Here is a 25,026-nt window from a genome sequence, read left to right on the forward strand (position 1 = left end):
GCAGGCAAATATGTTAACTTTATCCCACAAGAGAAAGACATCGTTATGAAAATTGTTTCCCTTAAGCCCTTTATCGCTGACTGCTTCCGCACCAACTGGGTTTTCCTGCGCGTCGAGACCGACGACGGGTTGATCGGCTGGGGCGAAGCTTCGCTCGAATACCGTGAAAAGACCGTGGCCGAGGCCATGCTCGAAATCGGCCGCAACCTTATCGGCCGCCGTGCCAACGACATCGAGGCGATCTGGCAGGATGTGAACCGCGAGGTCTATTTTCGTGGTGGTCCCGTCTACATGTCCGCCCTTGGCGCGCTGGAGATGGCCCTGTGGGACATCAAGGGCAAGGCGCTCGGTGTGCCGGTCTACGAGCTGCTCGGCGGTAAGGTCCGCGACAGCATCCAGTGCTACGCCAATGCCTGGTTCGCCGGAGCGAAGGAGCCCGAAGAGTTTGCTACCAAGGCCAAGGCCGCGATCGAGGCCGGGTACAAGGGCCTCAAGTGGGACCCCTTCGGCTCGGCTTATCTGGACATTGCTCCGCAGGAGTTCGTCAAAGCTGAGGCCTGTGTCGCTGCCGTGGCCGAGGTTGTCTCTGGCCGTGCCGAGCTCTTGATCGAGGGCCATGGCCGGTTCAATGTTCCCACCGCTGTGCGTGCTGGCGATATGCTCTCAGCCTACAATGTGGGCTGGTTCGAGGAGCCGCTGCCCCCCGGTAATCTGGACGCCCTCGCCGACGTACGTCGCCGCACGAAGGTGCCGATCGCTGCGGGTGAACGCCTCTACAGCCGCTGGGACTATGTGCCGTTCTTCAGTTCCCGCTGTGCGGACTTTGCCCAGCCCGACGTGACGCACGTCGGCGGTATTTCTGAGCTGCGCCGTATCTCGGATATGGCCGAGGCGCAGTTCCTGCCCTGCTGCCCGCATAATCCCTGTGGTCCGGTCGCCAACGCCGCTACGCTCCATGCTGCCGCCGCCACGCTGAACATCCGCCGCCTCGAAACGATGGCCACCGACGTTCCATGGCGTGCTGAGATTGCGCGTGAGGATACGGACTTTGTCGATGGTTGCCTGACCATCCCGCAGTCGCCCGGCCTGGGCGTCGATATCGATCTGGAGGCGCTGGAAAAGCATCCCTACCAGCCGCACGAGCTGCGCCACTACATCGGCACCTTGACGGACATTCGCCCGGACGATGCCGGCTTCATCTTTAAAAAGTAACCCCGCTTAGATCCTAAATTACCATGGACGCGATATTTCCCTCTTCCCTTATGTCCTTCGCTGGAAAGACCGTGCTGGTTACCGGTTCCAGCCGTAATCTCGGCTATACTATCGCAGCAGCTTTTGCTGAGGCAGGCGCACGTGTGATCATGCACGGCTCGCATGGCTCCGTCGAGGCGTCTCGCGATAAGCTGGCCGCCGCTTTCCCGCAGGCGGAGCTGCATGCCGCCAGCTTTAACCTCGGCGACTCCGCAGCGATCGACGCGGCTTTCGCGAGCTTCAAGGAGCAGGGCCTGATGCCCGACGTACTCGTTAACAACGCGGCCCACCTCGGGCTGGGCGAGTCCGATTTCCTCAAGCAGACACCGGAGCATTTCCGTGAGGTGCTGGAGGTAAATCTCTTTGGTGCATTCCGCTGTGCGCAGCTCGTGGCCCAGCATCTCAAAGAGATCGGCGGTGGTGCTATCGTCAATATCTCCTCGCTGGCCGGTGAGCGTGGCATCTTCGGGCGCAGTGGCTATAACACCAGTAAGGCTGCCCTCGACGGCATGACCCGCTCGATGGCTCAGGAGCTCTCGGGAGATGGCATCCGCGTTAATGCCATCGTCCTGGGCTATGTCTGGACGGAGCGCTGGAATGCTCTCAGCGAGGCTGACACGCAGCGCCGCCTGATGAACACCCCGGCCGCTGCCCCCAGCTCGCAGGAGGAGATCTCGCGCCTGGTGCTCTTTGTCGCCTCCGAGGCTGTTCCTACGCTGGTCGGTGCCCGCATCGTCCTCGATGGCGGTCTCAACGTGCAGCAAGTGCCCCGCGACGTCGTGGTTTGATTTTGAGTAAATGTGTGTGACGTGGGCCGTAGGCGTGAATCGCCGCGGCCCCGTCTCAATTTCCTTCGGCGCCCAAGTTTAGCTTGGGCGCTTTTATGTTTCCGTATCTATTGGGCAGGCGACTGTTTATAGTTAAAATCGCAAGGAGTTCGTTTTTGGCAGTGAGTTGAAGAGCATAGCTGCATGATTCAAGAGAGTCACTTTGAGCGCATAGGCAGTTTGGCTGAGCGCCGCCGCATGGATCCATCCTGGCAGCCGAGGCTATTTGTCTACGGGGACAGTATTTCGATCCAGTATGGACCCCATCTCAAGCGTATGCTTGAAGGCAAAATCCGCTATGACCGCATCACGGACAATCCCGGCGAAGTCGCTCTTGCGGACCTCAATCGCCCGATCGGTGCCAATGGGGGAGATACAAACCGCGCCGTCGGCTATATGCGTCGTCGCCATCGAGATGATCCGATCCCGGCTGATATCCTTATGATCAACTGTGGCCTGCATGATCTGAAGACCGACCTGGAGACTGGTCAGAAGCAGGTGCCTCTCTGCCACTATGTAAAAAACCTGCGGCAAATCCTCGAATTGGCAGAGGCGATGAACTTGGTGGTGATCTGGGTTCGTATCACTCCAGTGATGGATGAGGTGCACGATGCGGTTCAGCCGGTCCTCAGCCAGCGTTTTGCCCATGATGTCGATGCTTATAACAAGGAGGCGGATCAGGTAATGCTGAGTGCTAAAGTCCCTGTCCTGGACTTGTATGGTTTTTCGAGCCACTTTGTCCCCGCCGGATACAAAGATCATGTGCACTATAAGGACGAGGTCTGCGCGCTGCAGGCAGCCTACCTGGCTGGAGCCATCGAGATGCTGCTTAGATAAGACCCTGCCTTCAGCTTCTCAGCAGAGCAGCTTGTGTGTGGGGGTTGCGGCTAGAGCACCAGATTGACTCGTTTCACAGATACCCCTCCTCGCTGTCCCTGTGGGAAGAGAAAGACGAGCGTGAGGGCATCGGGGTTCCTTTGCCAAATGGAGCTGTAGACACGCTTCCATTTTCCATTGTCGGGGACAGCCATCTGCACTTGCTCACCCTTTCTGTCTGTCTGGTTACTGCGGATGACTTGCTGAGACTGTTGTTGGATAGATATCGGGGTCTGAGAGCCTGCCTTGAATACGAGAGGCGATTGTGTGAGGTTATAGACCAGCCATGAGCCGGGGGCAGAGTTTGCGCGATCATAGGGGACTGGAAAAACCTGATACCGTCCGTTTCCGGTTGGAGAAAAAACGAAGAGCCACTTGCCGTGCATTCCGCTGAGGTTGACGCTGGCAATGGGGGTTCGTGTGTTTATGTTCTCGCTCGTATTTTTGCCCTTATAAAAGGTCAACTGTGCTGGGCCGTTATATGACTCTAGCTCGGTATGTGAGGCATTGGTAATGAATAGCGTGTGCACACCGGTAGTGTCGCTGTAGCTGCAGTCAGGTATCGAAGATCCCAGACTGAGCGTGGCAAACTTTAGAGAGACATTTTCCTTTTGCTGAGCCTGCGTACTACCAGTAGCCAGTGTTGCTAACAGCAAGATGGTAGATATGGATCGAATTGACATCGGGGTGATGGGGTTCGGGGTTAAATCTCGTTTTCATTGAGCCAGCGGAAACTGACGATGACGAAGCGTCGGTTGGCATCGCGGTCGAGCATGTCCCGGCCATTGACGGTTTCGTCGGGTAAGCGCTGTACGATGGCCTCACACCAGGCACGGGCCTGGATACTACCGGTGAGGGGGGAGGTGGCATCTCCGTAGCTACGGATCACAAACGTGTCGGAGCGTGCACTCAGGACTGGCCCCAGGGCCTGAAGGATATCGGCCTGCGTCAGATATGAGGTGAAGCCCACTCCTTGGTTGGAGCCGTTCAACTCGTCATGGGTGACTTCGCCAGGCAGGGATTGTCCGGATATGCTTGAAGAGGCTACCGAGTTGTTCAGCCCCGCTGCATCGATGGCCCTCTGCAGCAGGCCAGCCTTACCATTGGCACTGTTTTCAAGCGGTCGGTTCACAAACTCTGCCAGGTTGGCGAAGGGGCTGCCGCGGGCTTCAATCTCGGTAACGATAGCCTGCGCAAGATCATTCAATTCACTATCCGAGAGACTGCGATAGCCGCTCCAGTAGGTCGCGCTGTCGCCGCTGCTGTAAGCGGTGTTTACAGGGTTGGGTAGATGGGAGATGGCTGTGTCTGCCTCGGTCTGTGTCCCTGTGTATAGGCCTGCGTTGCTCCCTTGTTTTGCGTACTGTGGGATCTCCAGCTCCTTCAGCGATCCAAGCAGTGATTTCCAGGCAGCGACCGAGGTGGAGTTGATGTTGAAGGCACCATTGACCATCAGGTGGGTGGCGTTCTTATAAAAGGTATCCGCGTCATCTGCGGTGTCAGTTAGTTCCAGCGGAGTGATCGTTTTGGCATCGACGTAGAGACTTAGACGGTGGTTGTTGAGTGCGGCAGTGCCGTCGGTGAGCGTGTCGAGCTGTGACTGATCGAGGTCGTCCGGAATGGTGGAAAAATAATAACTGTCCCAGAGCTGTTGGTTGATGAGCCAGCTCAGGTCCCAGATGTCATAGCCGCTTTTGCCAGCGAAATTCGTGGAGTAGGGATTGTTTAAGCTCTTGAGTCGAAAGGGGGCGAAGCTATGCCCGACGATGTAAGTGGGGTCGGTATTGTAGCGTCCAAGGTTGGCATGCTGAAAGGCTCCGAGCGAGAGTATCGGCTCGCGTGGGATGTCGAAGAGGACAACGCGCTCGGTTCCGCCATTTGCCGTGGTACTGTTCCCCCAGAAGCCGCTCAGACGACCCATATCGCTGATCTGCGGAAGCGGGTCTGTTGTCACAAATCCGTACGTTTCGGAGCCTTCGATTTCACCGCTGTACAGGCCCATGAAATTGAAACTTCCGCTGGGGTCTTCCAGTCCCATGTGGCCGGTGACGGCGCGCAGGTTAGAGTCGATCAGTGTGCGTGTCTGAGTGCCCGCCTCGTTTGCTGTGCGTAGCCCGAATCCCCAGCTGGCCAGAATCGGATTCGCGCCATTGGAATAACTGCCGACGGGGACCTTGCTTGCGACTGTGAAGGATTGGGGAGCGGGAGCTACTCCTGTAGGCAGCGAGCTGGAGGCAAGAGATACAAAGCGTATGGCGTACTTGTTCTTAGCCTGAACATCGTTCAGGAAATTGTTTGTCGAAAGCCGCAGGGCCCCACCATTTATTTTGTCGAATGTGATGGTTACGATGTCGGAGCTGTCCTGGGCTTGAAGCTGTGTAATTTCATTGGCAGTCAGTCCAAAGTCTCCCGACGAAACGTCCTCGGAGAGACCGTCGACAGTGGCGACCCAGCAGGTCGTTTCATCTTTAGACGTGTCATAGAGGGGCAGTTGAAGGTAGCCTTGAGACTCATCCCAAAGGCTGGCACTGCTTTCCAGGGTAGCTTCGAAAGTCGAGCGCAGAGAATCGTTGGCGAATGTGAAGTAGCGGGTTTCACCGGGTTGGAGGTCTGTATTCGGGAGTTTGAATGACAGATATTTGGCGGCTTTGTAACCTATGCTCTGCCGTTCTTTGCTGCTGAAAATCTCCTGAAGGGAAAATGACACGGTCGTGTTTCCACCTACGGTTATGTTCAGTGTCGGTGAGGACTCCCACTGGAAGATGTTTGTCACCAGAGATCCAGAGGCATCCAGTCCTGGGTTTAGTGTGACGTTATAGGGGTTGTAGAGTGCGACAATGGGCTTCAGCAATATCGTGGGGCTATAGACATTTTCCGTGGCGCCCGTAATGCTGTTGGTGATTGTATGCTGGTCGAAGCGTAGACCGATACAGACCTGCATCCGTGCTACGACGGGCAGGACAGGGTTGTTGCGTTGATACTGGTCGCTCGCATAGGTGTCCTTCCACGGGAATGCCTTCGGGGACAGCGATGTGTCGCCATTGGCATCCTTGGGGTTGGGCATCGTCATGTTAATTCCACCGTTGGATACCTTGTCTTTGAGGAGGTAATAATCGCGCAGGATATCCCAATTGGGAAAGCCCGAGACGTAGCTATACTGGTCAATGTCGATAAAGTAGAGCGTGTTATCTGTCTCATTGAAGTAGCGTACGAAGAGTGTATCCGATTCGAAGGCCTGGCTCAGGTCTCCCCTCATGCCACCCCATCGGGTGTCTGTGAGCAGCCCGTAGGAGCTGAGAGTGAGATCATGCCACCTCCCGCGTATTCCCTGTTTCTGCGCGTCGTTGGCAGCGTATATTTCCAATGCTTTCCGGTTGATGCAGCGTGCCAATGTTGATTCGTCCCGATCAAGGAATTCCAGTCCACCGATGAGCTCCGGATTTGAGGCGCTCGGAAGTTGAAAGGCGAGCTGTGTGCCAAGGCTAACTGTGTTACCGAGCGGCACAGGTGTTTCGCGGTACTGGACACGAGCCTTGACCCCTTCGTCTCCGACCCACCAGGCATAGTGACCTTCGGTTGCATTATTCGTGCCCTTAACACGGACTTTGGGAGCGACGACATTACCTGTCGCACCAGCTACGGTCTCCTCTCCTGATCCGATGAGCGTGCCAGCGCCAACCAAATAAACGGCTTCGGCAGTGGCGCTGTGCCCAAAGTCGGCGTTGCTCTCCAGATTCCGCTGTGGACTGATGATTGGTATGGCATCCGCACCGTCCACCGTTTGTGTGCCCTCATTACCACTGACGAGCCAGTTCATCAGGTATAGGTTGGAGTCGGTGTAGGTTTCCATCCCGTTCATGCGGGGTGGGATGGGGGCGAGAGCGTTGTACTCCAGAGGGGGGGTGCTCTTCCAGACGCCGGTCCACATGGGGTTGGGGGTGGCGGCAGCGGTGATTTCTGCTCTCGCTGTGACACGCCTGTCTGGCCCTGCCAGTTGCTGAAGCTTCCCCATCGCGACAAGTAGCCCGAATTTCGCATTCTGACGGGCTACGACCTCCGAAGAACTTGTTTGTGTGGACATCGTTTCGACTCTCACCAGTGCTGTAAGGCTGGTGAGCAGCAGAAAGATAAACGCCATCAGTACCAGTGCGACCAGAAGTGCGAAGCCTCCGCGCATGAATGGTTGGTAAGCGTCTGGGGTGGGGCAATTGATCCGTTTACGGGGCATCCAAAAACCAATGAGCTTGTGCACGGCTGCTCGGACTTATGGGAAAGTCCGTGCAGTGGCTGGGTGAGATGAAGCTAGATTGAAATGTACAAGAAAAGAGATCGAATACGCCGGGGAAATGGGGCGCTACCCGAGCTTGACTGTTTTGGGGGTATGGTGATCAAAAGGGTATGAGACCCCTGCTTACCGCGGTGGTGGCTCACCGGGGATCACGTGGTGATCTTCCATACCTCGGGGGTTATGACGTTATCCAGAGGCTGGCCCTCAAGATAGTGGAATATCTGGCGAAGCGCATAGGCTCCGATATCCTTGAGACGGTCCTGGGTCGGGCCGGCCTGATGGGGCATGAGAAAAACATTGGGGTCACTACGCAGGGGAGAGTCTGCGGGCAGCGGCTCCTGGTGGTAGACGTCCAGTCCGAGACGCAGGTTTTTGCCCGCAGCGACTTCAATAAGGTCGTCTTCGCGTACGACTTTCCCGCGGCCGACATTGATGAAGCATGCTCCGTTCGGAAGTCGCTCCAGCAGTTTGCGACCGACGAGGAATTGTGTCTGCGCGTTCAACGGCGCCGCCTCCACGAGTATCTCGGACGTTTCAAAAAGCTCCTCTACGCTCTGGCAGAAGTGTATGCCGTTCCAGTTGCCATCCGGAATAAAGGGCGTATAGGTCTGGATGTTGCAGCCAAAGGGTTTTAGCAGCTCGACGAGTGACTGGGCGACATTTCCAAAGCCATGGATGCCGACCGTGCGCCCGAACAGACTGCGCTCAAGGCGTTCCTTATTGTGTTGGCTCTTCCAGCCTTGACGGTGATGTAGAAGATACTGATGGCTGGCCGCATTGCGCAGGGTGGCAAGTATCATCATCAGTGCGCATTCTGCCACCACGCGACTGATGGACGGTCCCCAGTTTGTCACCTGTATGCCGCTCTCGATCCAGTCCAGCGGGATGCGTGTACGGACGGTTCCTGCCAGGTAGCAAATATACTTCAGCTCACTCGGGGGAGCGAGCTCCTGGATAGGAGGCAGTGCAGGCATACTTCTGCCCACGAGCAGAATCTCGCAGCGAGTGCTTTCTAAAAAGTCCTTCCAGTTTACGCCGGAGGGTTCCTGACACCATACGAATTCGGAGACCCGCTTTTTGAGGTCATTGAGACCGTCTGGGAAGTGGTCCTCGTACTCGCGTGGCGTCAACAGCATGCTCACGTGAGGCTTGCTGGTTGTGTGACTGGTGCTTGACGCCGGAGAATGAGTGTTCGGGACAGTGATGGACATGATCAGGAAGCGTTACGGTAGGGGGTGGGGTAGAGCTCTGCCCGTTAGGAGCTTTGCTTGATGCGTGTTATCATGCGCATTCGTGGAGGAGGATAAATCAGTCCTGTCCTGTAACTATAAAATGACTTGCTGATCGGAATCGCTGATGATTATTGTCGGGTACTGTTGCTACAGGGTGAAATTCCGCTTTTGCGTACGTTTTTCAGGCGTCGTGAGGGGATGACGCCCTCGGCAGCTTACCCACCCCCATCCGCTGCGCCTTTTCATTACGGCTGCGGCAGTTCTTTTTCTCTCTCGATGCCTACCCTGAAAAGAGTTTCCATGCGCGAGATCGCCGACGCGGTCGGTGTCAGCGTGATGACCGTCTCACTCGCTTTACGAGGGCAGCCTCATGTAGCTGCTGAAACGCGAGATCGTGTCTTGAAGATGGCCGATAAAATGGGCTACAGGCCTGATCCTGCTTTGTCGGCACTGGTCGCCTACCGAAGTGTGAAGGCAACGCCGAAGTTTCATGGCCTGATCACATACCTGAACTGCACGCCTTATCCCAATGTCGAGCACACAAACCAACTGCATACCGACTACTTCGAGGGAGCCTGTGAGCGTGCCCGGGAGTTGGGCTATCGGTTGGAGCCATTTTGGCTGAACGAGCCGGGTATGACATCGCGTCGTGCCAGTCAGATTCTCAGCTATAAGCAAGTCGCCGGTATATTGGTCGCTCCGGTGCATCGGCTGGACGTGTCGATTGATCTGGAGTGGGAGCGTTTTGTTAGCGTCTCGTATGGCTTCTCGCTTGCGCACCCGAAGCTCTCCGCCGTGAGCACGCACAACTTCCAGTGCATCTCGCTGGCGATGGAGAAGATCGTGGAGTATGGCTACAAACGGGTGGGCCTGGTCATTAATAAAAGCCAGGACAAGCGTAAGCTCGGTGCTTGGTCGGGTGCCTACCTGATGCAGCAGAGGAATTTGATCAAAGCGAAAGACCGCATCCCCATTCTCTCGATCGACGATGAAAATCTCGAACACTTCGAGAAATGGTATAAGCGCTATCGGCCGGACGCCGTGCTAGTCGGCTACACCTCCGTCATTGATGCGTTCGATAAGATGGGGCTACGTATCGGGGAAGATGTCGGTGTCGTGCTGGCCTATACGGGGACGACGCACTACGACCTGGCCCACGTGGACCATAACAACCGCATCGTCGGGCGGGAGGCGATGAATGTACTCTCCGGCTTCATCTATCATAACGAAAAGGGCCTCCCCTCTCATCCTGTGCAGACGCTGGTTGATGGCGAATGGAAGGACGGCTACTCCCTGCCAGACAAGCGGTAACTCTTCGATACTGTCGTGCGACGAAAAAGCCTACGCTCCAGCGTAGGCTTTTTGTGGAAACGAATGCACTGCCCCTATGGGTTCTTCGCTGTCGTGAAAGGCACAGCGGGTAGGCCTTCGCGGTTGTACAGATTTACCTCGGGGGCGGGAGCCCAGCCATAGCGGACGGCCGCCGGGGTCGCGACTGCATCACTACTGACGACGACGCACTCACCCTCGATCATGGCCTGCGCCGGATGGAACTCCCCATCAGCCCCGGCGATCTCAAAGCCGGTCAGGTGGTCGAGTGCCGATGCGGGTTGCTCACCGGGCTTACGAGGCGGGTTACTGTCAATCATCAGCCCGCTACCGGTCTGGGTGTAGTGAATACGTGCCCGGTTGCCCTCGATATCGAGAGAGGCAAACATCGGCCCGGCATAGACGATATCCTTTCCGTATGCGAGAGCCTGGGCGGCCAGTGCCAGCCGCTTTGCCACCGTGCGCTTGTTACGCGGGTGAATGTTGCCGGCGTTGCCGACATCGATGGCGAGTGCCATCGCGGTGTTGGGGACTGAGAGCGTGGCCGTCTGCTGGTCGCGGAGGTCGGGCAGTGTGGGCGGTTGTTTGTAGGCGGCCAGCTGGACGTAGAGGAAGGGGAACTCACCCTCGCCCCACTGCTGTCGCCAGTCCTCGATCAGAGTGCTAAAAAGAGCCTGATAGTCACCAGGGCTTTTTGCGTTGGCCTCGCCCTGATACCAGAGCACACCCTTGATCCCGTAGGGAATGAGCGGGGCGATCATGCCGTTGTAGAGGGAGGAGGGGACGCGCTTGCTGAGCGGTGGAAGGGGCTTCCACGGTGCCTTGCGGTTCGCGGGTTTGCGACCGGCGGCCTTGGCCTCGGCGACTTCCTTTTCCCAAGCGTCGTATTTGACCTGCCAGGCCGGTAGGAATTCCTCGTCGTAGCGCTTTTGCCGCGCATCGAAGTTATTGACCACGTTTTGGTAGGCATCTGCGTAGGTCTTGAGGGTCGGATTTGCCTCAAGCGCGCCCAGACGGATCCATGCCTGTGCATGGGTGCCGCCCCAGTTGCTGCCGATCAGGCCAATGGGGATACCCTCGCTTTGCTGGATATCGCGCGCGAAAAAATAGCCGATAGCAGAAAAGTCTTTCACGACCTCAGGGCTGCACCTGCTCCAGCTGACGGGAACTTCCGAGACGGGCTTAAACTGCGCGTTGCGGGGAATGTCGATCAGGCGGATAAGCGGGTTGTTGGCGGTGGGGATCGCTTCGTTCGCGCTGTACGACCATTCCACGTCGAACTCCATGTTTGACTGTCCCGAGCACACCCAGACATCCCCGACCAGCACGTCAGTAAACGTCAGCTCATTGCCTTCTCCGCTGACGCGTAGCTGCTGCGGCGTGGTAGAGGCAGAGAGCGGTTGCAGGCGGACGATCCATTTCCCGTCTTCTGCAGCGGTGGTTTCGGCGATTTGCCCGGCGATGGCGACGGTGACTTTCTCGCCCGGATCAGCCTCTCCCCACACGGGCAGAGGTATCTCGCGCTGCAGGACCATGTGATCCGAGAATAGGGTCGGTAGGCTAACGGTCGCGTCGAGCGTGACTGCGCCTAAGCATAGCAATGCGGCCGCGAGGCCAGACGATAGGGGAGACGATGGGTATTTCATGTTTATTTAAGGGGGTGAAAATGGTGATATCCGGTCGCGTGGTAGACGGTAAGGTTCGGGCGATAACTCACGCAAGTGGGCGAAGTTTGGACTGCTCCTTAGTGATATTTCCGCTTTGGTAATCCACCAGTAGCCAAGGGTCTTGTGTTTGTTGGCGAAGCTCGAGCAGCCGCTCACGGTATTTCCGGGTGAGTTCCTGATGCCCGGTTTGATCGGCAAGGTTATGCAGCTCAAGCGGATCGTTATCCAGATCGTAGAGCCCCTCCGGGGGGTGATGCAGAATACGCTCTGGCGGACGGCCACCGTGGTCGCCGGACTGTTGACAAGCAGACCATGTGGGTGACTCAAAAATATCGCTGGCCAAGGGCATGGACATCTCGTGGGCCAGACACTGGACATACTTGTAGCGGTCGGTCCGGAGCACACGGTACGGGAAGTAGTTGGTGATCTCGTGGACGCTGTGTGAGTAGTAAGTCTCCTCGCGCCAGGGGCCGTCGGGGGTTGTCAGTAGGGGGAGCAGGCTCTCGCCGGTCAGCTCTTTAGGCCAGCGCTCGGTGGGGATATCGAGTGCCTCTAAAATCGTGGGCATAATGTCCGTCCAGTTGACAAGAGCGCGGGTGGACTGACCGGCCCCGACGCCGCCGGGATGGGCAATGATCAACGGGCAGTTGTGCCCTGCTTCAAAGGGGCTGGCCTTGGCGCCGGGGAAGGGCATGCCGTGGTCGGACATGAGCAGTACCAGCGTTTCGTCCGCCCGTCCGCTATCCTCAAGTCGTTGCAGGGTCGAGCCGACGAACTCGTCGAAGCGTGTGATCTCTGTGTAGTACGCGGCCAGATCCTGGCGCACCTGTGGGAGGTCGGGAAGCCAGGCGGGGACGATGACGTCCTCGGGCCGGTACTGGTCGTCGAGATCACCAAAAGTTTCCGGGTCGGGAGCGGCCTTGAACGTGCCCCCGGAGCGGTGCGGGTACTGGGCGGCAGCGTGCAGGTAAAAGGGCTCATCGCCGATTGATGCCAAGCACTCGGAGATAGCCTTTCGAAGGCGTGGAGCGCTGTTGGGGGCCAGCACCATGTAAGGATCAAACGGATACACGCTCTCCGGCGCGATGTGAGACTTTCCGGCCAGTGCGGCTTGGATGCCGCTTTCGCGTAGAATGGTCGGTAGACTGCGGACATGCTCGTGCGTGCGGAATCCATGGCGGTCGTGGCAATGGCCGTATTGCCCGTGCTGGTGGCTATACAGCCCGGTCAGGATGTTGGCGCGGCTGGCCGCACAGGACGGGGTGGTGCAAAAAGCCCGGTCGAAGCGCATCCCCCGGGCGGCCAGTCGGTCGATGTTGGGGGTACGGATAACCGGGTTGCCGTAGCAGCCGGCGATCGGGGACCAGTCATCCGCGATCATGAGTAGGACACCTTTGATGGGGTTTGGTTGGGGCATTGGAATGGCGAGGGTGGTTACAGCGACAGCTGCGTGTTCGTCTGTGGGATAGAGCTGTCTTTTCAGATAGCGTTTATGCCGTAGATGGCATGCTGGTTATATTGACTCTTCGATTAGAAAAGCGGCGAGTCAGGGCGTGCTTTAACTATAAATATTCTAGCCCGATCCTATGCCTGTGAACCTGATTTACATTGGTCTGTTAGGGGGAGGGGGATGCATTTTACAGTTACAAGGCGAGGAGAGTGGTCAGCCTGAATTTCTCCCTCGCTAATAGTGGCCACGTTGGCGAAAACCATTTCGTTTTCATCCGTAGTAGAATCTCAACCCTGTTTCCCCATGAAGCCGAATATCCTGCTCCTTCACAGCCATGATCTTGGCGACCTTATCGGTTGCTACCCGGGTAACTCCTCGGTCACGCCGCACCTGGATAAACTCGCTGCCGAGGGTGTCGTCTTTGAGCAGCATTTCGCGGCAGCCCCCACGTGCAGCCCGAGTCGTGGTGCAAACCTGACCGGGTTGGCCCCCACCCGTAACGGCCTCATCGCACTAGCCACTGATGGCATCTGGGAGGTCAACCGTGACGTCAAACTGCTGCCTGAAATGATGCAGGAGGCCGGGTATAAGACCGGTAACTTCGGAGCGTGGCACATCACCGGTGACGAAACGCACCGTGGCTTTGACAAGTTTTCCGGTGAGTTCCCGGACAGCGAGATTGTCGATAATGCTTTGGCGTGGATGGAGGAGGTCGAGGGTGATCAACCGTTCTTCTGCACCGTGGGTCTGATCGCTCCTCATCGCCCTTTCACGGATAATTGGCGCGACTTGCAGGATCCGGACGATGTGGTCGTACCTCCCTACCTGAAAGATACGCCCGTCGTGCGAGAGGAGATGCGCCGCTTTTACGGGGACACCAGTATGGCCGATGAGCAACATGGCCGCTTGATCGACTTCATCAAGCAAAAGGGACTGGATGAAAACACGATTATCATCTTCACCGTGGATCACGGGATCGGCATGCCACGCGCCAAAGGCTCCCTCTATGATCCCGGCTTGAAAATCCCACTCATCGTCCGCTGGAAGGGACAGGTCGAGGGTGGTCGCCGCTTTGGCGGATTAACTTGTAACACGGACCTCGTGCCGACGATCATGGAGGCCATCGGGGAGAGTCGGATCGTGCCCGAGGGGATCGACGGAAAAAGTCTCTGGTCTTTCGTTAGCGAGGGAAAGGATGTCGGGCACAAGTATGTATTTGCTGAGCAGACCTGGCACGATTTCTACGAGCCTATTCGTTCTATCCGTACCGCTTCGTACAAACTTATCTGGAACTTCGAGCCCGGCCCCGGCTTGCAGTTGCCGCCCGACACCCTCTACTCCTCTACAACCGGTGAAATGCGCCAAATGCTTCGTGACTTCGAGCGCCCTGAGTTCGAGCTGTACGATCTGGATGCTGATCCAGACGAGCAGGTAAATCTAGCAGGGCGTGTCAAGTACAGCGAGATCGAGAAAGAGCTGAAGGCGACGTTGCTAGCCCGACTGGAGGAGATCGAAGATCCGATCCTGAAGGGGCCCATTCCGAGTGTGCCCGGCTACTTCGAGCACTTCCTGTATCACTTTAACTGCGGAGGGCTACCTCTGGAACCAGGACGTGAAAACTGGCTCCCGATCAAGTGGCCTTTTGGCAGAACCGCCCGCTATCGAAAAGTAAGCCCGGATAAGGGCGTGCAGTAGCCGTAGAGGGCGGCGTTTCAGTGCTCAGTTGTGCTTAATAAAAGAGCCCCGTCGAAAGGCGGGGCTTCTTTGTTGCGATGATCGGACATAAAAAGGCCCGGTAGGTGCTATTCCGACCGGGCCTGATACTGCGTGTAGCTTAGAGAAAGTCGCACTTGAGCAGATCACTCACCTTGACCGGCTGGCCGGTGGCGAATGACCGGTTAGCGGCTATGCCAGTCAGGATGGAAAGTGCTCCGTCAACATGGGTGGCACTTCGCCCAAGGGCATCTGTGACCGGTTTGTCGCTGAACAGCGCATTAAGCAGAAGGGGGTCGCCGCCACCGTGGCCACCTTCGCCGTGCGGGACTTCTACCTCGTAGGGCTTCTCCCAGTGCGGAAGCACTTTAAGCTGTCGGGATTGTGTGACGCCATCGGTGATGTGACCACTGCCCGCGCTGATGTATGAGCGTTCCATCTCGTCCAGTTCGATGCGGCCGCGGGTACCGTTAAAGGCGATGCGGTATCCTTCCCAGGGGGAGTAGGCGTGAAGAGAGTAGCTCATTTGGGCACCGTTGCGGTACTTGACGAGAACGTTCATGGTGTCCTCAATGCTGATGCCGTCACCAAAAACATTCAGGTCGCGTACGTATCCATCAATGTGTTCAGACTTCCAGTACAGATTGTTGAGCTTTTCATTTTCGCGCATATCCAGGCCGAAGGGGTCGTCCCTGGCGGCAGGATTGTCGGTCGAGCGCAGGTAGGGGTAGTAGTTACCCTGAGCCATGCCGTTAATCTTCCCGTAAAAGCCGAGTGATCCGAGCCCGAATACCGTTTCCGGGACGGAGTCCAGCCACCAGTTGACGAGGTCAAAGTGGTGAGTGGCCTTATGGACCATGAGCCCGCCCGAGTTGCGCTTGTCGCGGTGCCAGCGGCGGAAATAGTCCGCCCCGTGGGTCGTGTCGAGCAGCCACTCGAAGTGTACTGAACGCACCTGACCGATCGCCCCTTCCAGTATCAGTTCCTTGACCTTGCTGCGGGAGGGTGCGTAGCGGTAGTTAAAGCTGACACGGACTTCTTTTCCAGTCTCCTTGACGGTATCGATGATCTGCTGACACTTGACTTCATCGATCGTCATGGGCTTTTCTGTGATGACATCACAGCCAGCTTTGAGAGCCCGGATAATGTATTCATGGTGAGAGAAATCAGCCGAGGTGACGATCATGACATCGGGTTTTTCTCGCTCGATCATCAGGTCGAAGTCCCGGACATGATAGGTTGGGAGTGGCTCCAGTCCGTATTTTTCCTTGTAGATCTTATTGTGATAAGCACTGCGGAGTTCATTGGTGTCACACAGGGCAACGAGATCGTACTTCTCCTTGTAAGTCGTTAGAATTGCTTCTGTGAACATGAAGGCTCGGCTTCCGCTTCCGACAACTGCGTATCTGCGTTTTTCTTTCGATGTTATGTTCATTGTGGAGTCATGATAACATTTTCATGGATGCCTCCGTAAATAGCCCTTTCGATCCTTATGTTGACATTTTCGATCATCATGATGGTCTTTGGGGGTGCTCTGTTATGTGAACGAGGGGGAACGTGATTACGCTGATAGTCCGGTGAACCTCTCCCGGCGACCCTATTGGTCTTTTCAGGCAGTCCTGACAGGTCGTATCGCTATGGTTCGTGAAAATCAGACACCCGTACTGTGCTCGCGCAGACTGTGGTTATGTCCCCCTCGCGATCCGCATGGGTGGACAGGTGAGCCTGGTCGAACGGCGGAGATTGTGGTCTTTCATTTTATGACGCTCCCTGAGCCTTTGCTCCGGCGGATACCCACAGGAGGAAGACTGGAAATAGCGCTTCAGCCCGGCATGAGTAAGCGACTTCGTGAGCTGGCGCGCTCGGCGAGAGCTTCCTGGTATAATCCGCAGCCCGATATGCTCCTGCGTTACGAACATACTTTGCTGGAGTTAAGTCTGCTGGTCATGGAGGCGGCCTTTACTCACGAGGTGAAGGATGTAAACCGCGAGCACGAGCGTGTGCGTACTGCGATCAAGTGCTTTACCGAGCGTATCGGTGATAATCCCAGTCTGGAGCAGATTGCCCGCGAGGTCGGTAGCTCCGCCCCCCACCTGCGGCGGTTGTTTCATCGGGTGATGGGAACATCCCCTAAGCGGGCCTTTGACCAGATTCGTTTCCAGCGCGCGTTTCAGCTCATGGCCGAGCCTGAAACAAAGCTGAGCGAGGTTGGAGAGAGCTGTGGCTTCGAGAGTCCGAGTGCGTTTTCCCGTGCCTTTAAGAACAAATTCGGGTGTTCCCCTGATCGGTGGCGCAACGGAGTAAGATAGGGCGCTGAGGGATGCTTGGGGGCCTCCGTTTTTAGGGTTTTTATAGTTATAATGGCGGTTCTTTTGACCGTAGGTGGCCTTGGACTACGATGATGTCTGTATATACAAACCCTAACCCATATCCTAACCCCAAGTATCTACGTAGCATGAATTACCTCGTTAAGACCCTTACCTCTACTGTTTGCCTCCTGGCCACTTGTGCCTTGGCTCAGGCAGACGTGATATTCACCGACGATTTCACCGAGTATACCGCTGGTGAGCTGATTCCCACGGGCGGAGATAACCTCTGGTCGGGCACCTTGCCTGTGGGTGAGTTGACCTTTACTGCCGAGGATGACACTGAGCACTATTTTTCTGCCGGTAGCAATAAGTACGCAGTCATGTCAGTGGCTACCACCGTCGACAATGCGAATGTCTTAGTGACCACGGGGATTTTCGACACCACATATACCGGTCAGATGACATTCTCTTTCTACGATCCCTCATCAGCTACTCACGATGGTACCGGGTGGCTGTTGCGTCTGGGCGCGAGTGCGGGTAATGGTTCCTCAGCTTTTGGTGTCTATATCAAGAATGGGACCCTTATCCTGGCTGCAGGCTCGAGCTTAAATGCCTCAGGAGGCACGATTTCCACTTACACAATGGATACAGCACACGAGCTCAGCATTGTGTTTAACAACTCGAACTCCTCTCTCACCTATGCCGGTGGCACTGTTGCCTCCGGGACGATGGATATTTATCTCGACGGTGAGCGGATCGGGGATGACCTGGCCGGTTCCGGTGGCGCTGGTGTTGATAGCGTTATCTCGAATTTCAACTTCACTGCCAAGACGTGGAACTCGACCTTCGAAAGCACCTTGTATGTGGACGACTTTAATGTCGATACCTCGATCTCGATCCCTGAGCCCAGCTCCTCCGGCCTGATCTTTGGCGGTTTTCTCGGTTTGGCTTGGCTGCTGCGCCGCTTTAAGGGCCATAAGAAGGGTTGATTGCTCGTCCTCGCCTCATCGGTAGGGGGAGGCGAAGCGTCTAAATCGGTTAGGGCACACTGGGGATTTCGTTCCCCTTTGTGTGTAGGGATGCCATGTCTTTAAGTCTCTGAGGTTTTTAATAAATACGTAACTAGAGGTATTCAAAATGATAGAATTTCATAACCTGAAAAAGTGGGCCAGGGGCCTGTGTTTGCCTGCGGCAGTCATCTTTACTCCTATAGGCCAGGGCTACGCGCAAATGATCTTCGAGGAAGATTTCGAGAGCGCAGAGCTAGATCTGACCAAGTGGAAGTACCATCTGGACGGTAATACTGCTCTGGTGGATATTGTGGATACGACTGCTCGTAGTGGCAGCCGCTCAGCCCATATGAAGACCGTCGCCGCCAACGGTGATCGCCGTGCCGAGATCGTACCAAAGTTCCCTCGCTTTGTCTGGGGAGAGGAGTACTGGGTCGGTTTTAGCCTGATGGTGCATACTCCCGTGGAAAAAGCAGGCGCAGTCCACCAACACCATTCGGTCCCTAATAACAACAACTGGGACTGTGGAGCGGGGCCCAACTCATTTACGATTCAGGCCAGAGATGATGTAGACCTGCTGATGAGAACTGCGACTAACCCTGAGTACATCGAGGCTGTTCCGAAGTCGAATTCAGCACTCGGAAACTCTGTGCCGACGCCTGTGGCCTACCTGCCGGATGAGTGGACCGATATCGTTTACCATTTCAGATATGCACCGGATGAAACCGGATTTTTCCAGATATGGGTGGATGGCGAGATGGTGCTCGATCACCAGGGGCCCACCGTCTACCGCATAGACTACTGCGGTAAGCCGAAGGTGCAGGAACAGTACATGAAGATCGGACTCTATCCGGCCGCCAAAGGTGGGGATGGGGAAATCTATTACGACGAGCTTCGAGTTGCTGGTGCCTTGTCGTCGTATGCCGATGTCGCCCCACGCTGATTGGAGCCGTTTTGTGGCGTAGCTAATTGTGGCCTTGGCTAATCGCACAAAGGTATAGCTGCTCGGGCGGCTTGCCTTTGTCGAACATCGGACCCTGTGTGCGGGACGGTGTCGCAATGGGGGAACCGGCGGCATCCTCGAATCGACCAGAGTCTACTCAACCGGCTTGCTCCTCAGCTTGGCGACCGTTTCCAGCTGTGCCCGCTGACAGCGTTGCGGTGGCAGACCTTTGAGGATCTGCTCAATGTCATCAACGACCCGCTCACCCATCCAGGGCCAGACCTCTGGGATATTGCCAGCGCGGTGGGCCTGCAGAAGGGTGTTGGGGGTCCGCCGGGCCCGGTGATCCTTCGGGATGGGCTCATCCGGCCACACATCGATACCCACGCGCAGGTGGCCTGACTCCGCCGCATCCAGAAGCTCATCGAAATTCACGACACCAGCACGGCTCATCAGAAGCAGCAGGCTGCCTTTGCTCATCTTATCGAAGTAGGTGCGCCCTATGCCGCCGGCATTCTCGGTCGTGACCGCCCCGGTCAGGAAGACGGCAGCGGACTGCTCGAAGCATTCCTCCAGCGTCGCTGGGACCATCCCGAGCTCACGCAGGACGCTGGGGTGGATCCAGGGGTCGTGCGCGAGGATCTTACCCCCGAACGGCTTGAGCAGGGGGAGCAGGGAGCGGCCGACATTCCCACAGCCGACGATGGCGGTCGTGCGCCCCGTGAGGAGGATGGAGTCCTGGTTGTCACCCTCTCCGTAGAGGGTCTCGGTACCCGCGCGAATGGCCGCATCCGCCTCATGGACGCGACGAGCCAGCGACAGAGCCATGCCGAGGGCCATTTCCGCCACCGGTAAGGAAAAGACCGGAGCGGTCGAAAGGACAGGGATGCCGCGTCGGTGGCATTCCTCGTAATCAATGTTGGGCAGAAAGTTGCTTTCCACATTGAACACCGCCTTGAGGTTCGGAGCCCGATCCAGGCGCTCTTTCGGGAGGGCGGGCTGGCCGATCAGAATCGTCGTCTCCGGCAGATACTTATCAATGTACTCGTCCGGTGCTGGCGTCCCCTCGTGCCAGATCACCTGGCCCAGACCGTTGAGGCGTGCTTTTTCCGCTTCACTGAAAAGCAGATCAATCGGGCGAGGGTGGGGGTCAAAAAGGATAAGTGGTTGTTCGGACATGGGCTAGGGTTTTGGTGAAACTTGGTTGGCCTGAGTTGGCTTTGTTTGATGAATGACTGAGGGCGTCGCGTTGGCACCTCAGAGGGAGGAAGGGCTTTTCATGCCCCTGAGAGCCGGAGTCGCCAGAGGCCTCGCGTCAAGTTAGCCCAAAATTATATACTTTTTTAATTGATGATTCATCGGTGTTTATTGACTAATGTATATCTTAAATTGATCAGGCCGTGCTGATACTAAAATGGAGAGCGAAGACTGGACAGTTCGGACAGATCGTGAAGGTCTCGTGCGAGCGAGGCTCGCCTCTGGAGGAGCATAGCCACGAGTATCCAGAGATTTTCTGGATCGAAGAGGGGCCCTGCCTGCATCGTATCAACGACACACAAGAGCGACTGGAGGCTGGAGATCTGGTCTTTATCCGGGCCCATGATCGGCACCAGTTTGTTTCGCTTGGGCGGCAGCGGTTCACCATGACGAATCTGGAGTGCCACCCGCAACTGGTTGCCGACATCCAGCAGCGCCATCCGCAACCGTTTGCGGAATGGTTTGAGCTCAGGCGGAATATGCCTCTGCGCCGCAGGCTGGATATCGGTGTGCTGCGGCAGCTCAAGCATATAGCCCTGGATTATGCCGCCCGCTCTGCCGATGCGCTTCATACGGAGGCATTCTTGTTGGATTTGGCCCGACTGTTGGAGGCGTCATCGCCATTAATCACGGAGCTGAAAAATTGTCCGGACTGGTTGCGCAGTGCGCTCCTTCGGGCAAAAGAGCGAGAGGTTTTCGTCGATGGGGTGGCGGGACTTGTTCGTGTGACGGGGCGCTCGGGTGAGCACGTGGCGCGCTCATGTCGCAAATACCTCGGGCAGGCCCCGACTCAAATTCTAGAATCTTACCGCATGGCCTATGCCGAGCGCTGCTTGCGGTTGACGACGGATCCGGTGACCGAGATTGCCTACGCCTGCGGCTATGCGACGACGACCCCGTTCTACCGGGCCTTCCGCCGCCATTATAAGCAGCCCCCGCTGGCTTATCGCCGTTGGCTGCGAGGAGGGTAGCACGAGCCAAGGACTTCCCTGGTGTCTTTCTGGAATGCCATATTCAGGGCGCAAGGTAGGCTGACTCTGGTGCTTCTGCTGTGTGAAGATATTATTTATCTAGCTTTTTTTTGTGTGATGTCCGTAGATTGTGAATTTTAATCAAATTGTCATTGATATGAGCGAACTTTCATCAATATCAAGCAACGCCGTTGGTAAGCCCAATTGGAGTTCAATGCTTCAATACTTGGCGAGATTACACCAGAACAGTACTTATGCGACGGACGGAGCTTTCCCTTATGACTGGGAAAGCATTGGAACGGGCTACTGCTGCGGTCTTGCCTTTGGGCATTGGGATATCATCCACGAAGTACTAGACCATATCCCAGAGAATCCGCAGTTTGCCTGTAAGCAGATTATCAACGATCTCTACCACCAGCGCTCTGATGGTTTTCTGCCCGGATCTATCTGGATTAAAGATGACGGTGCTGATTATTCGGATATTTTTGGCCATCCGCCTCTCTGGATTTATGCCGTCGATGAGTATTATAGGCGTTATGAATCTGGAGAATTTGTCATCGCTGTTCTGCCGAACCTCCTGCGCCAGATCAGCTGGTTTGAGAATAACCGAAAGGCTGACGACGGCGGCTATTTTTACTTGGATATCCTAACTCACGAATGGGAAAGTGGTATCGACGAAGGCGTCCGCTTTAAGCAGGTTCAACAAGGGAAAAAGGCCTGTATTGATGCGACCTCGCATGTATATGCGATGTACGAGAGTGCTGCCCGTTGGTTGAGCATTGCTGGGCAGAGTAATGACCAGTACGTCCAGAAAGCTCAAAGCCTCAAGGAGTTTATTGCCACTCAGTTATACTCCCATGAGAGTGGTTTTTTTCACGACATATGGTCGGTCAATGATGCCAAATACAGGGTGCGTTGCTTTGATGGGTTTTGGCCATTGATTTGCGGTGCCGCGACTCCAGAGCAGGCGACTGAGCTGATTGAAAATAATCTCTTAAACGAGGAAAGGTTCCTGTGTGAGCATCCCGTTCCAACCGTTGCTCTGTGTGAGCCGGACTTTGAGCATCGGATGTGGCGCGGCCCCTCATGGAACAGCATGACATACTGGATTGCCAGAGGGTGCGCGCGGTACGGTAGAGCTGATGTCGCTGCGATGCTCCTGGAGAAGGCTCTTGATGCTACTGCGATACAGTTTGAGAGGACCGGTACGATATGGGAGTACTACCACTGCGGACTTGGTGACCAGAAAACAGTCGAGAGAAAGCCTGATACGAGCAGAAATATGCCCAGTTGCGATTATCTCGGACATAACCCACTTATCGCCATGGCCTATCTCTATATGGAATGTCGTGAGGTGTCATGAGGCTTGGCTGAAGGCATTCAGCTTCTTACCTGGAGTCAATCGATCGCAGAAGCATGCTTTCACGCGCGGCTTCCGCATTCGATGACTCCTCGTCGCGCCTCTAGCTCAGCGCGGACCTCTGACATACGTTGATGTGTCAATGGTCTGCCTACGCAAACGGTACCGCGCTAATGATGTGATTTAGGGTGTAGACGGTAGTCAAGGTTGGGCGGAGTGAGTCAGCGTTGTAAAGGTCGTCTGCCTCTGCCCTGTTAGAACAACGGCCTCCCGGCAGATGTCTGGTCAACGGGGCGTGGTCATGCTCCATCCTCCTTCATGGGGTGGATGCCTGAGTAATGTTGCATCAATTGTTGCTGCGCCTGGTGCATCGGCAGTGTGCGTGTATTGTAGTCGTACGTGTTTACTCCGGCTCACTCGGTAGATGTTCGCTCAATCCCGTGGGTAGTCTGTGCGAGCATAACGTAAATTGACCTGCGATGACTTTGAACGCTCACTCAGCATGAGTTAGCGCAGCTTTACCCTCTTGATTGCGCTATCCGTGAAAGCGTATCATGAAAAATAAGTTCATCTTGTACTACCCCCTTCTGATGCTGGCTTCTGCATCCATCCTGCAGGCGTTAGATGCCCCCGCCATCCCAACCATCGAGCAAGAACTGGTCGTGGTGGGTGAGCCGGTCCATGTTGCTATCGAGCCCGTTTATGATGGAAACGCATGGGCGTTTACGGCCCGGTGGGACGATAACCACAAGATCAATCTGATGATGCGGGACGCGATGGCCGACATCGGGATGAAGGGGACCTTCTACCTCAATCGTTCCGCAGGGCAGTACGGCGCCGGTCAGGAGTATGCCCTGGCTCTGATCGAGCGGGGGAGCAGTATTGGTGGCCATACGACTTGGCATTACTCGCTGCCGACGCTCAACCCCAACACGCTTTTTCGCGAAATCCTTCTGAACCGCATCGAGCGTGAAGCCGAAGTTGATACACCGATAACCTCCTTTGCCTTTCCCTTTGGTCGCTACTCCGACCGTGACGAGGCAGACGCCATGGAGCGCGTTACCGATGCCTGGCTCAGAAACGGGTACCATCATAATGTCTATCATGGCTTCGTCTATAACAACCCGCATATGCCAGATGGCTATGCCTCCTCCGTCCATCAGGTCAAACCGGGTGACTTCACTATCGATGCGGAGAGCTTTGAAGCGCAGATCAACAGAATCCTTGCGAACCCCCAACAGTACCAGAAGGACGATCCTGCGATCAGCCTGGGTGTGCACGCCCGACAGTCTCCCGAGGAAATGGATAAATTCAAAGCCCTGATATCGGGTTACTCAAGCCGGGACGATTTCTGGAAGTGTAACGAAACCGAGCTGGCCGCTTACCGGTTACAGGCCAAACATACCCAGATCCTCCCGGATCTGGACACTCCCAATGACTGGCACATGGTCCGTCCGCGTGCAGCCTATGCCGGGGCTGATGTCCCCCTCACCCTCCGCCTGCGTGGACCTGAGCCAGTGCGGGTCATGCTTGACGGGCAGGAACTTGAATGTCGCCCAGATGGCGACAGTTGGTTGGTTAATCTGCCCTATGGCACCGAACAGGGCGCCCCCGATAAGATTAGCTGGCTGCAAAACGGCCCCGGTGAACACCGCCCAACACCTGACAATGAATTTCCGGGTCTGGATTTCCGTCTGGAGCCGACCCGGGATGAGGGGTGGTCGCTGACGCTAACCAACGACAGTGATGTCACCGTACGCGACATACAGGTTATTATGCGACTACCCTTATACTATGCCGATGGGGTTCGCATGTCGAAGGTCGGCGAGTTGCCCCCGGGGGATTCAGTCAAGCTGCACTTCGAGCGGGGGCCGGTGGTAAGTGATCCGAGCTATCAGGATGGGGCAGTGTTTGCCGCCGCCGAAATCGATTTTAACCATGATGGTGTGCCCGGTCGCATTTACGCCTCATATATCGGGGAGGCCGCCGTTCGTCTGGTTGAGGATGTGCGCGATGCGGCTGTGGTTGTCGGACCCTTGCCACCAGATTTTTCCGTCAAAGAACTGTTGGCATATTCGCGGCCTGGAGCACCGTTTTCGCCGGTTATGGATTCTCCGCTCGGGCAGTGGCGAACGGTCAGCGACGAGGTCCGTGCCGAGTTTGCCGCCAATCGCTTCGTCGTTTATAACCGGGAACGGGCCTGGCGAAAGGCCGCTGAGGCCTACGAACGCAAGCCCGCTCTGGTCGGTGTCATCTGTGATGTTTCACTGGACCAAAGCGGCCCTTTGAAAATTATTGCCGGTCTGAAGCTGACGAGTGTTGGGGTCGATGGTGTCGAGGTCTCGCTCAAAGACGGTGTGACCTCAAGTGTGAGCGCAGGTACACACCGTATACTGCTAGTCTTTGAGAAAAACGTCCAAGGCGCCTACTACAAGGAAATGCCGACTTATCTGAATGTGTCCATTAACGGACAACCCATTCACTTCCTGCCCGCAGCGCCCTTGTCGCTGGCAGTGGAGTAGGTGTCGTGTGGGTTTCCGTCA

The 25,026-nt window shown here is 56.1% G+C and carries 18 protein-coding genes; 11 read left to right on the top strand and 7 right to left on the bottom strand.

What is annotated here, in order from left to right; all coding sequences use genetic code 11:
• The first annotated feature begins 45 nt into the window (after nt 1-45).
• The 3 genes from K0V07_RS07045 to K0V07_RS07055 all read left to right on the top strand — a co-directional run bounded on the left by K0V07_RS07045 (nt 46) and on the right by K0V07_RS07055 (nt 2,915).
• On the top strand, nt 46-1,212 hold the full coding sequence (locus K0V07_RS07045) for a mandelate racemase/muconate lactonizing enzyme family protein (RefSeq protein ID WP_220623831.1): 1,167 nt from the start codon (nt 46-48) through the stop codon (nt 1,210-1,212).
• Nucleotides 1,213-1,262: 50 nt separating this feature from the next.
• The gene (locus K0V07_RS07050; protein ID WP_220623832.1) at nt 1,263-2,039 is read left to right on the top strand and encodes an SDR family oxidoreductase; all 777 of its coding nucleotides are present in this window, start codon (nt 1,263-1,265) and stop codon (nt 2,037-2,039) included.
• Between the two features lie 183 nt (nt 2,040-2,222).
• Entirely contained in the window at nt 2,223-2,915 is a 693-nt protein-coding gene (locus K0V07_RS07055; protein WP_220623833.1) for an SGNH/GDSL hydrolase family protein, read from the top strand.
• A gap of 50 nt (nt 2,916-2,965) precedes the next feature.
• On the opposite strand, the gene K0V07_RS07060 is transcribed toward K0V07_RS07055, so the two are convergent.
• From K0V07_RS07060 to K0V07_RS07070, 3 genes are all read right to left on the bottom strand, one after another.
• Entirely contained in the window at nt 2,966-3,637 is a 672-nt protein-coding gene (locus K0V07_RS07060) for a hypothetical protein (RefSeq protein WP_220623834.1), read from the bottom strand.
• Nucleotides 3,638-3,657: 20 nt separating this feature from the next.
• Nucleotides 3,658-7,131, bottom strand: coding sequence for a hypothetical protein (locus tag K0V07_RS07065; protein ID WP_220623835.1), 3,474 nt, complete (start codon nt 7,129-7,131; stop codon nt 3,658-3,660).
• 260 nt (nt 7,132-7,391) lie between these two features.
• Complete coding sequence (locus tag K0V07_RS07070; RefSeq protein WP_220623836.1) at nt 7,392-8,378, bottom strand: hydroxyacid dehydrogenase; 987 nt, start codon at nt 8,376-8,378, stop codon at nt 7,392-7,394.
• 372 nt (nt 8,379-8,750) lie between these two features.
• Here K0V07_RS07070 and K0V07_RS07075 point away from each other — a divergent pair, with 372 nt between their 5' ends.
• Nucleotides 8,751-9,785: a LacI family DNA-binding transcriptional regulator gene (locus tag K0V07_RS07075; protein ID WP_220623837.1), complete on the top strand. Its 1,035-nt coding sequence runs from the start codon at nt 8,751-8,753 to the stop codon at nt 9,783-9,785.
• Between the two features lie 74 nt (nt 9,786-9,859).
• Here the strand turns inward: K0V07_RS07075 and K0V07_RS07080 are convergent, their stop codons facing one another.
• Nucleotides 9,860-11,338 (bottom strand): sialate O-acetylesterase, encoded by a 1,479-nt coding sequence (locus K0V07_RS07080; RefSeq protein ID WP_220623838.1) that lies wholly within the window; start codon nt 11,336-11,338, stop codon nt 9,860-9,862.
• A 178-nt stretch (nt 11,339-11,516) separates the two neighbouring features.
• Entirely contained in the window at nt 11,517-12,887 is a 1,371-nt protein-coding gene (locus K0V07_RS07085; RefSeq protein ID WP_220623839.1) for a sulfatase, read from the bottom strand.
• 336 nt (nt 12,888-13,223) lie between these two features.
• On the opposite strand from K0V07_RS07085, the gene K0V07_RS07090 reads away from it, so the two are divergent.
• A complete protein-coding gene (locus K0V07_RS07090) occupies nt 13,224-14,615 on the top strand; it encodes a sulfatase (protein WP_220623840.1) in 1,392 nt (463 codons plus the stop codon).
• A gap of 139 nt (nt 14,616-14,754) precedes the next feature.
• On the opposite strand, the gene K0V07_RS07095 is transcribed toward K0V07_RS07090, so the two are convergent.
• Entirely contained in the window at nt 14,755-16,005 is a 1,251-nt protein-coding gene (locus K0V07_RS07095) for a Gfo/Idh/MocA family oxidoreductase (protein WP_220623841.1), read from the bottom strand.
• Between the two features lie 460 nt (nt 16,006-16,465).
• Here K0V07_RS07095 and K0V07_RS07100 point away from each other — a divergent pair, with 460 nt between their 5' ends.
• From K0V07_RS07100 to K0V07_RS07110, 3 genes are all read left to right on the top strand, one after another.
• Nucleotides 16,466-16,942, top strand: a complete 477-nt coding sequence (locus tag K0V07_RS07100) for an AraC family transcriptional regulator (protein ID WP_220623842.1) — start codon at nt 16,466-16,468, stop codon at nt 16,940-16,942.
• 146 nt (nt 16,943-17,088) lie between these two features.
• A complete protein-coding gene (locus tag K0V07_RS07105; protein WP_220623843.1) occupies nt 17,089-17,931 on the top strand; it encodes a PEP-CTERM sorting domain-containing protein in 843 nt (280 codons plus the stop codon).
• A gap of 148 nt (nt 17,932-18,079) precedes the next feature.
• The gene (locus K0V07_RS07110; RefSeq protein WP_220623844.1) at nt 18,080-18,895 is read left to right on the top strand and encodes a heparin lyase I family protein; all 816 of its coding nucleotides are present in this window, start codon (nt 18,080-18,082) and stop codon (nt 18,893-18,895) included.
• Nucleotides 18,896-19,048: 153 nt separating this feature from the next.
• Here the strand turns inward: K0V07_RS07110 and K0V07_RS07115 are convergent, their stop codons facing one another.
• Nucleotides 19,049-20,074, bottom strand: coding sequence for a hydroxyacid dehydrogenase (locus K0V07_RS07115; protein WP_220623845.1), 1,026 nt, complete (start codon nt 20,072-20,074; stop codon nt 19,049-19,051).
• Nucleotides 20,075-20,295: 221 nt separating this feature from the next.
• On the opposite strand from K0V07_RS07115, the gene K0V07_RS07120 reads away from it, so the two are divergent.
• The 3 genes from K0V07_RS07120 to K0V07_RS07130 all read left to right on the top strand — a co-directional run bounded on the left by K0V07_RS07120 (nt 20,296) and on the right by K0V07_RS07130 (nt 25,005).
• On the top strand, nt 20,296-21,123 hold the full coding sequence (locus tag K0V07_RS07120) for an AraC family transcriptional regulator (protein ID WP_220623846.1): 828 nt from the start codon (nt 20,296-20,298) through the stop codon (nt 21,121-21,123).
• Nucleotides 21,124-21,280: 157 nt separating this feature from the next.
• A complete protein-coding gene (locus K0V07_RS07125) occupies nt 21,281-22,486 on the top strand; it encodes a trehalase family glycosidase (protein WP_220623847.1) in 1,206 nt (401 codons plus the stop codon).
• 551 nt (nt 22,487-23,037) lie between these two features.
• Entirely contained in the window at nt 23,038-25,005 is a 1,968-nt protein-coding gene (locus K0V07_RS07130; RefSeq protein ID WP_220623848.1) for a polysaccharide deacetylase family protein, read from the top strand.
• Nucleotides 25,006-25,026 lie beyond the last annotated feature (21 nt).

The organism is Ruficoccus sp. ZRK36 (assembly GCF_019603315.1).
In the GTDB taxonomy this organism is placed as follows: domain Bacteria; phylum Verrucomicrobiota; class Verrucomicrobiia; order Opitutales; family Cerasicoccaceae; genus Ruficoccus.

Coding starts and splice junctions, on each gene's coding strand:
- K0V07_RS07095 (WP_220623841.1), bottom strand. CDS start 16,005: ATGTTCACAGAAGCAATTCTAACGACTTACAAGGAGAAGTACGATCTC.
- K0V07_RS07090 (WP_220623840.1), top strand. CDS start 13,224: ATGAAGCCGAATATCCTGCTCCTTCACAGCCATGATCTTGGCGACCTT.
- K0V07_RS07070 (WP_220623836.1), bottom strand. CDS start 8,378: ATGCTGTTGACGCCACGCGAGTACGAGGACCACTTCCCAGACGGTCTC.
- K0V07_RS07125 (WP_220623847.1), top strand. CDS start 21,281: ATGAGCGAACTTTCATCAATATCAAGCAACGCCGTTGGTAAGCCCAAT.
- K0V07_RS07110 (WP_220623844.1), top strand. CDS start 18,080: ATGATAGAATTTCATAACCTGAAAAAGTGGGCCAGGGGCCTGTGTTTG.
- K0V07_RS07075 (WP_220623837.1), top strand. CDS start 8,751: ATGCCTACCCTGAAAAGAGTTTCCATGCGCGAGATCGCCGACGCGGTC.
- K0V07_RS07115 (WP_220623845.1), bottom strand. CDS start 20,074: ATGTCCGAACAACCACTTATCCTTTTTGACCCCCACCCTCGCCCGATT.
- K0V07_RS07055 (WP_220623833.1), top strand. CDS start 2,223: ATGATTCAAGAGAGTCACTTTGAGCGCATAGGCAGTTTGGCTGAGCGC.
- K0V07_RS07085 (WP_220623839.1), bottom strand. CDS start 12,887: ATGCCCCAACCAAACCCCATCAAAGGTGTCCTACTCATGATCGCGGAT.
- K0V07_RS07050 (WP_220623832.1), top strand. CDS start 1,263: ATGTCCTTCGCTGGAAAGACCGTGCTGGTTACCGGTTCCAGCCGTAAT.
- K0V07_RS07080 (WP_220623838.1), bottom strand. CDS start 11,338: ATGGTCCTGCAGCGCGAGATACCTCTGCCCGTGTGGGGAGAGGCTGAT.
- K0V07_RS07045 (WP_220623831.1), top strand. CDS start 46: ATGAAAATTGTTTCCCTTAAGCCCTTTATCGCTGACTGCTTCCGCACC.
- K0V07_RS07130 (WP_220623848.1), top strand. CDS start 23,038: ATGAAAAATAAGTTCATCTTGTACTACCCCCTTCTGATGCTGGCTTCT.
- K0V07_RS07065 (WP_220623835.1), bottom strand. CDS start 7,131: ATGCGCGGAGGCTTCGCACTTCTGGTCGCACTGGTACTGATGGCGTTT.
- K0V07_RS07100 (WP_220623842.1), top strand. CDS start 16,466: ATGAGTAAGCGACTTCGTGAGCTGGCGCGCTCGGCGAGAGCTTCCTGG.
- K0V07_RS07060 (WP_220623834.1), bottom strand. CDS start 3,637: ATGTCAATTCGATCCATATCTACCATCTTGCTGTTAGCAACACTGGCT.
- K0V07_RS07105 (WP_220623843.1), top strand. CDS start 17,089: ATGAATTACCTCGTTAAGACCCTTACCTCTACTGTTTGCCTCCTGGCC.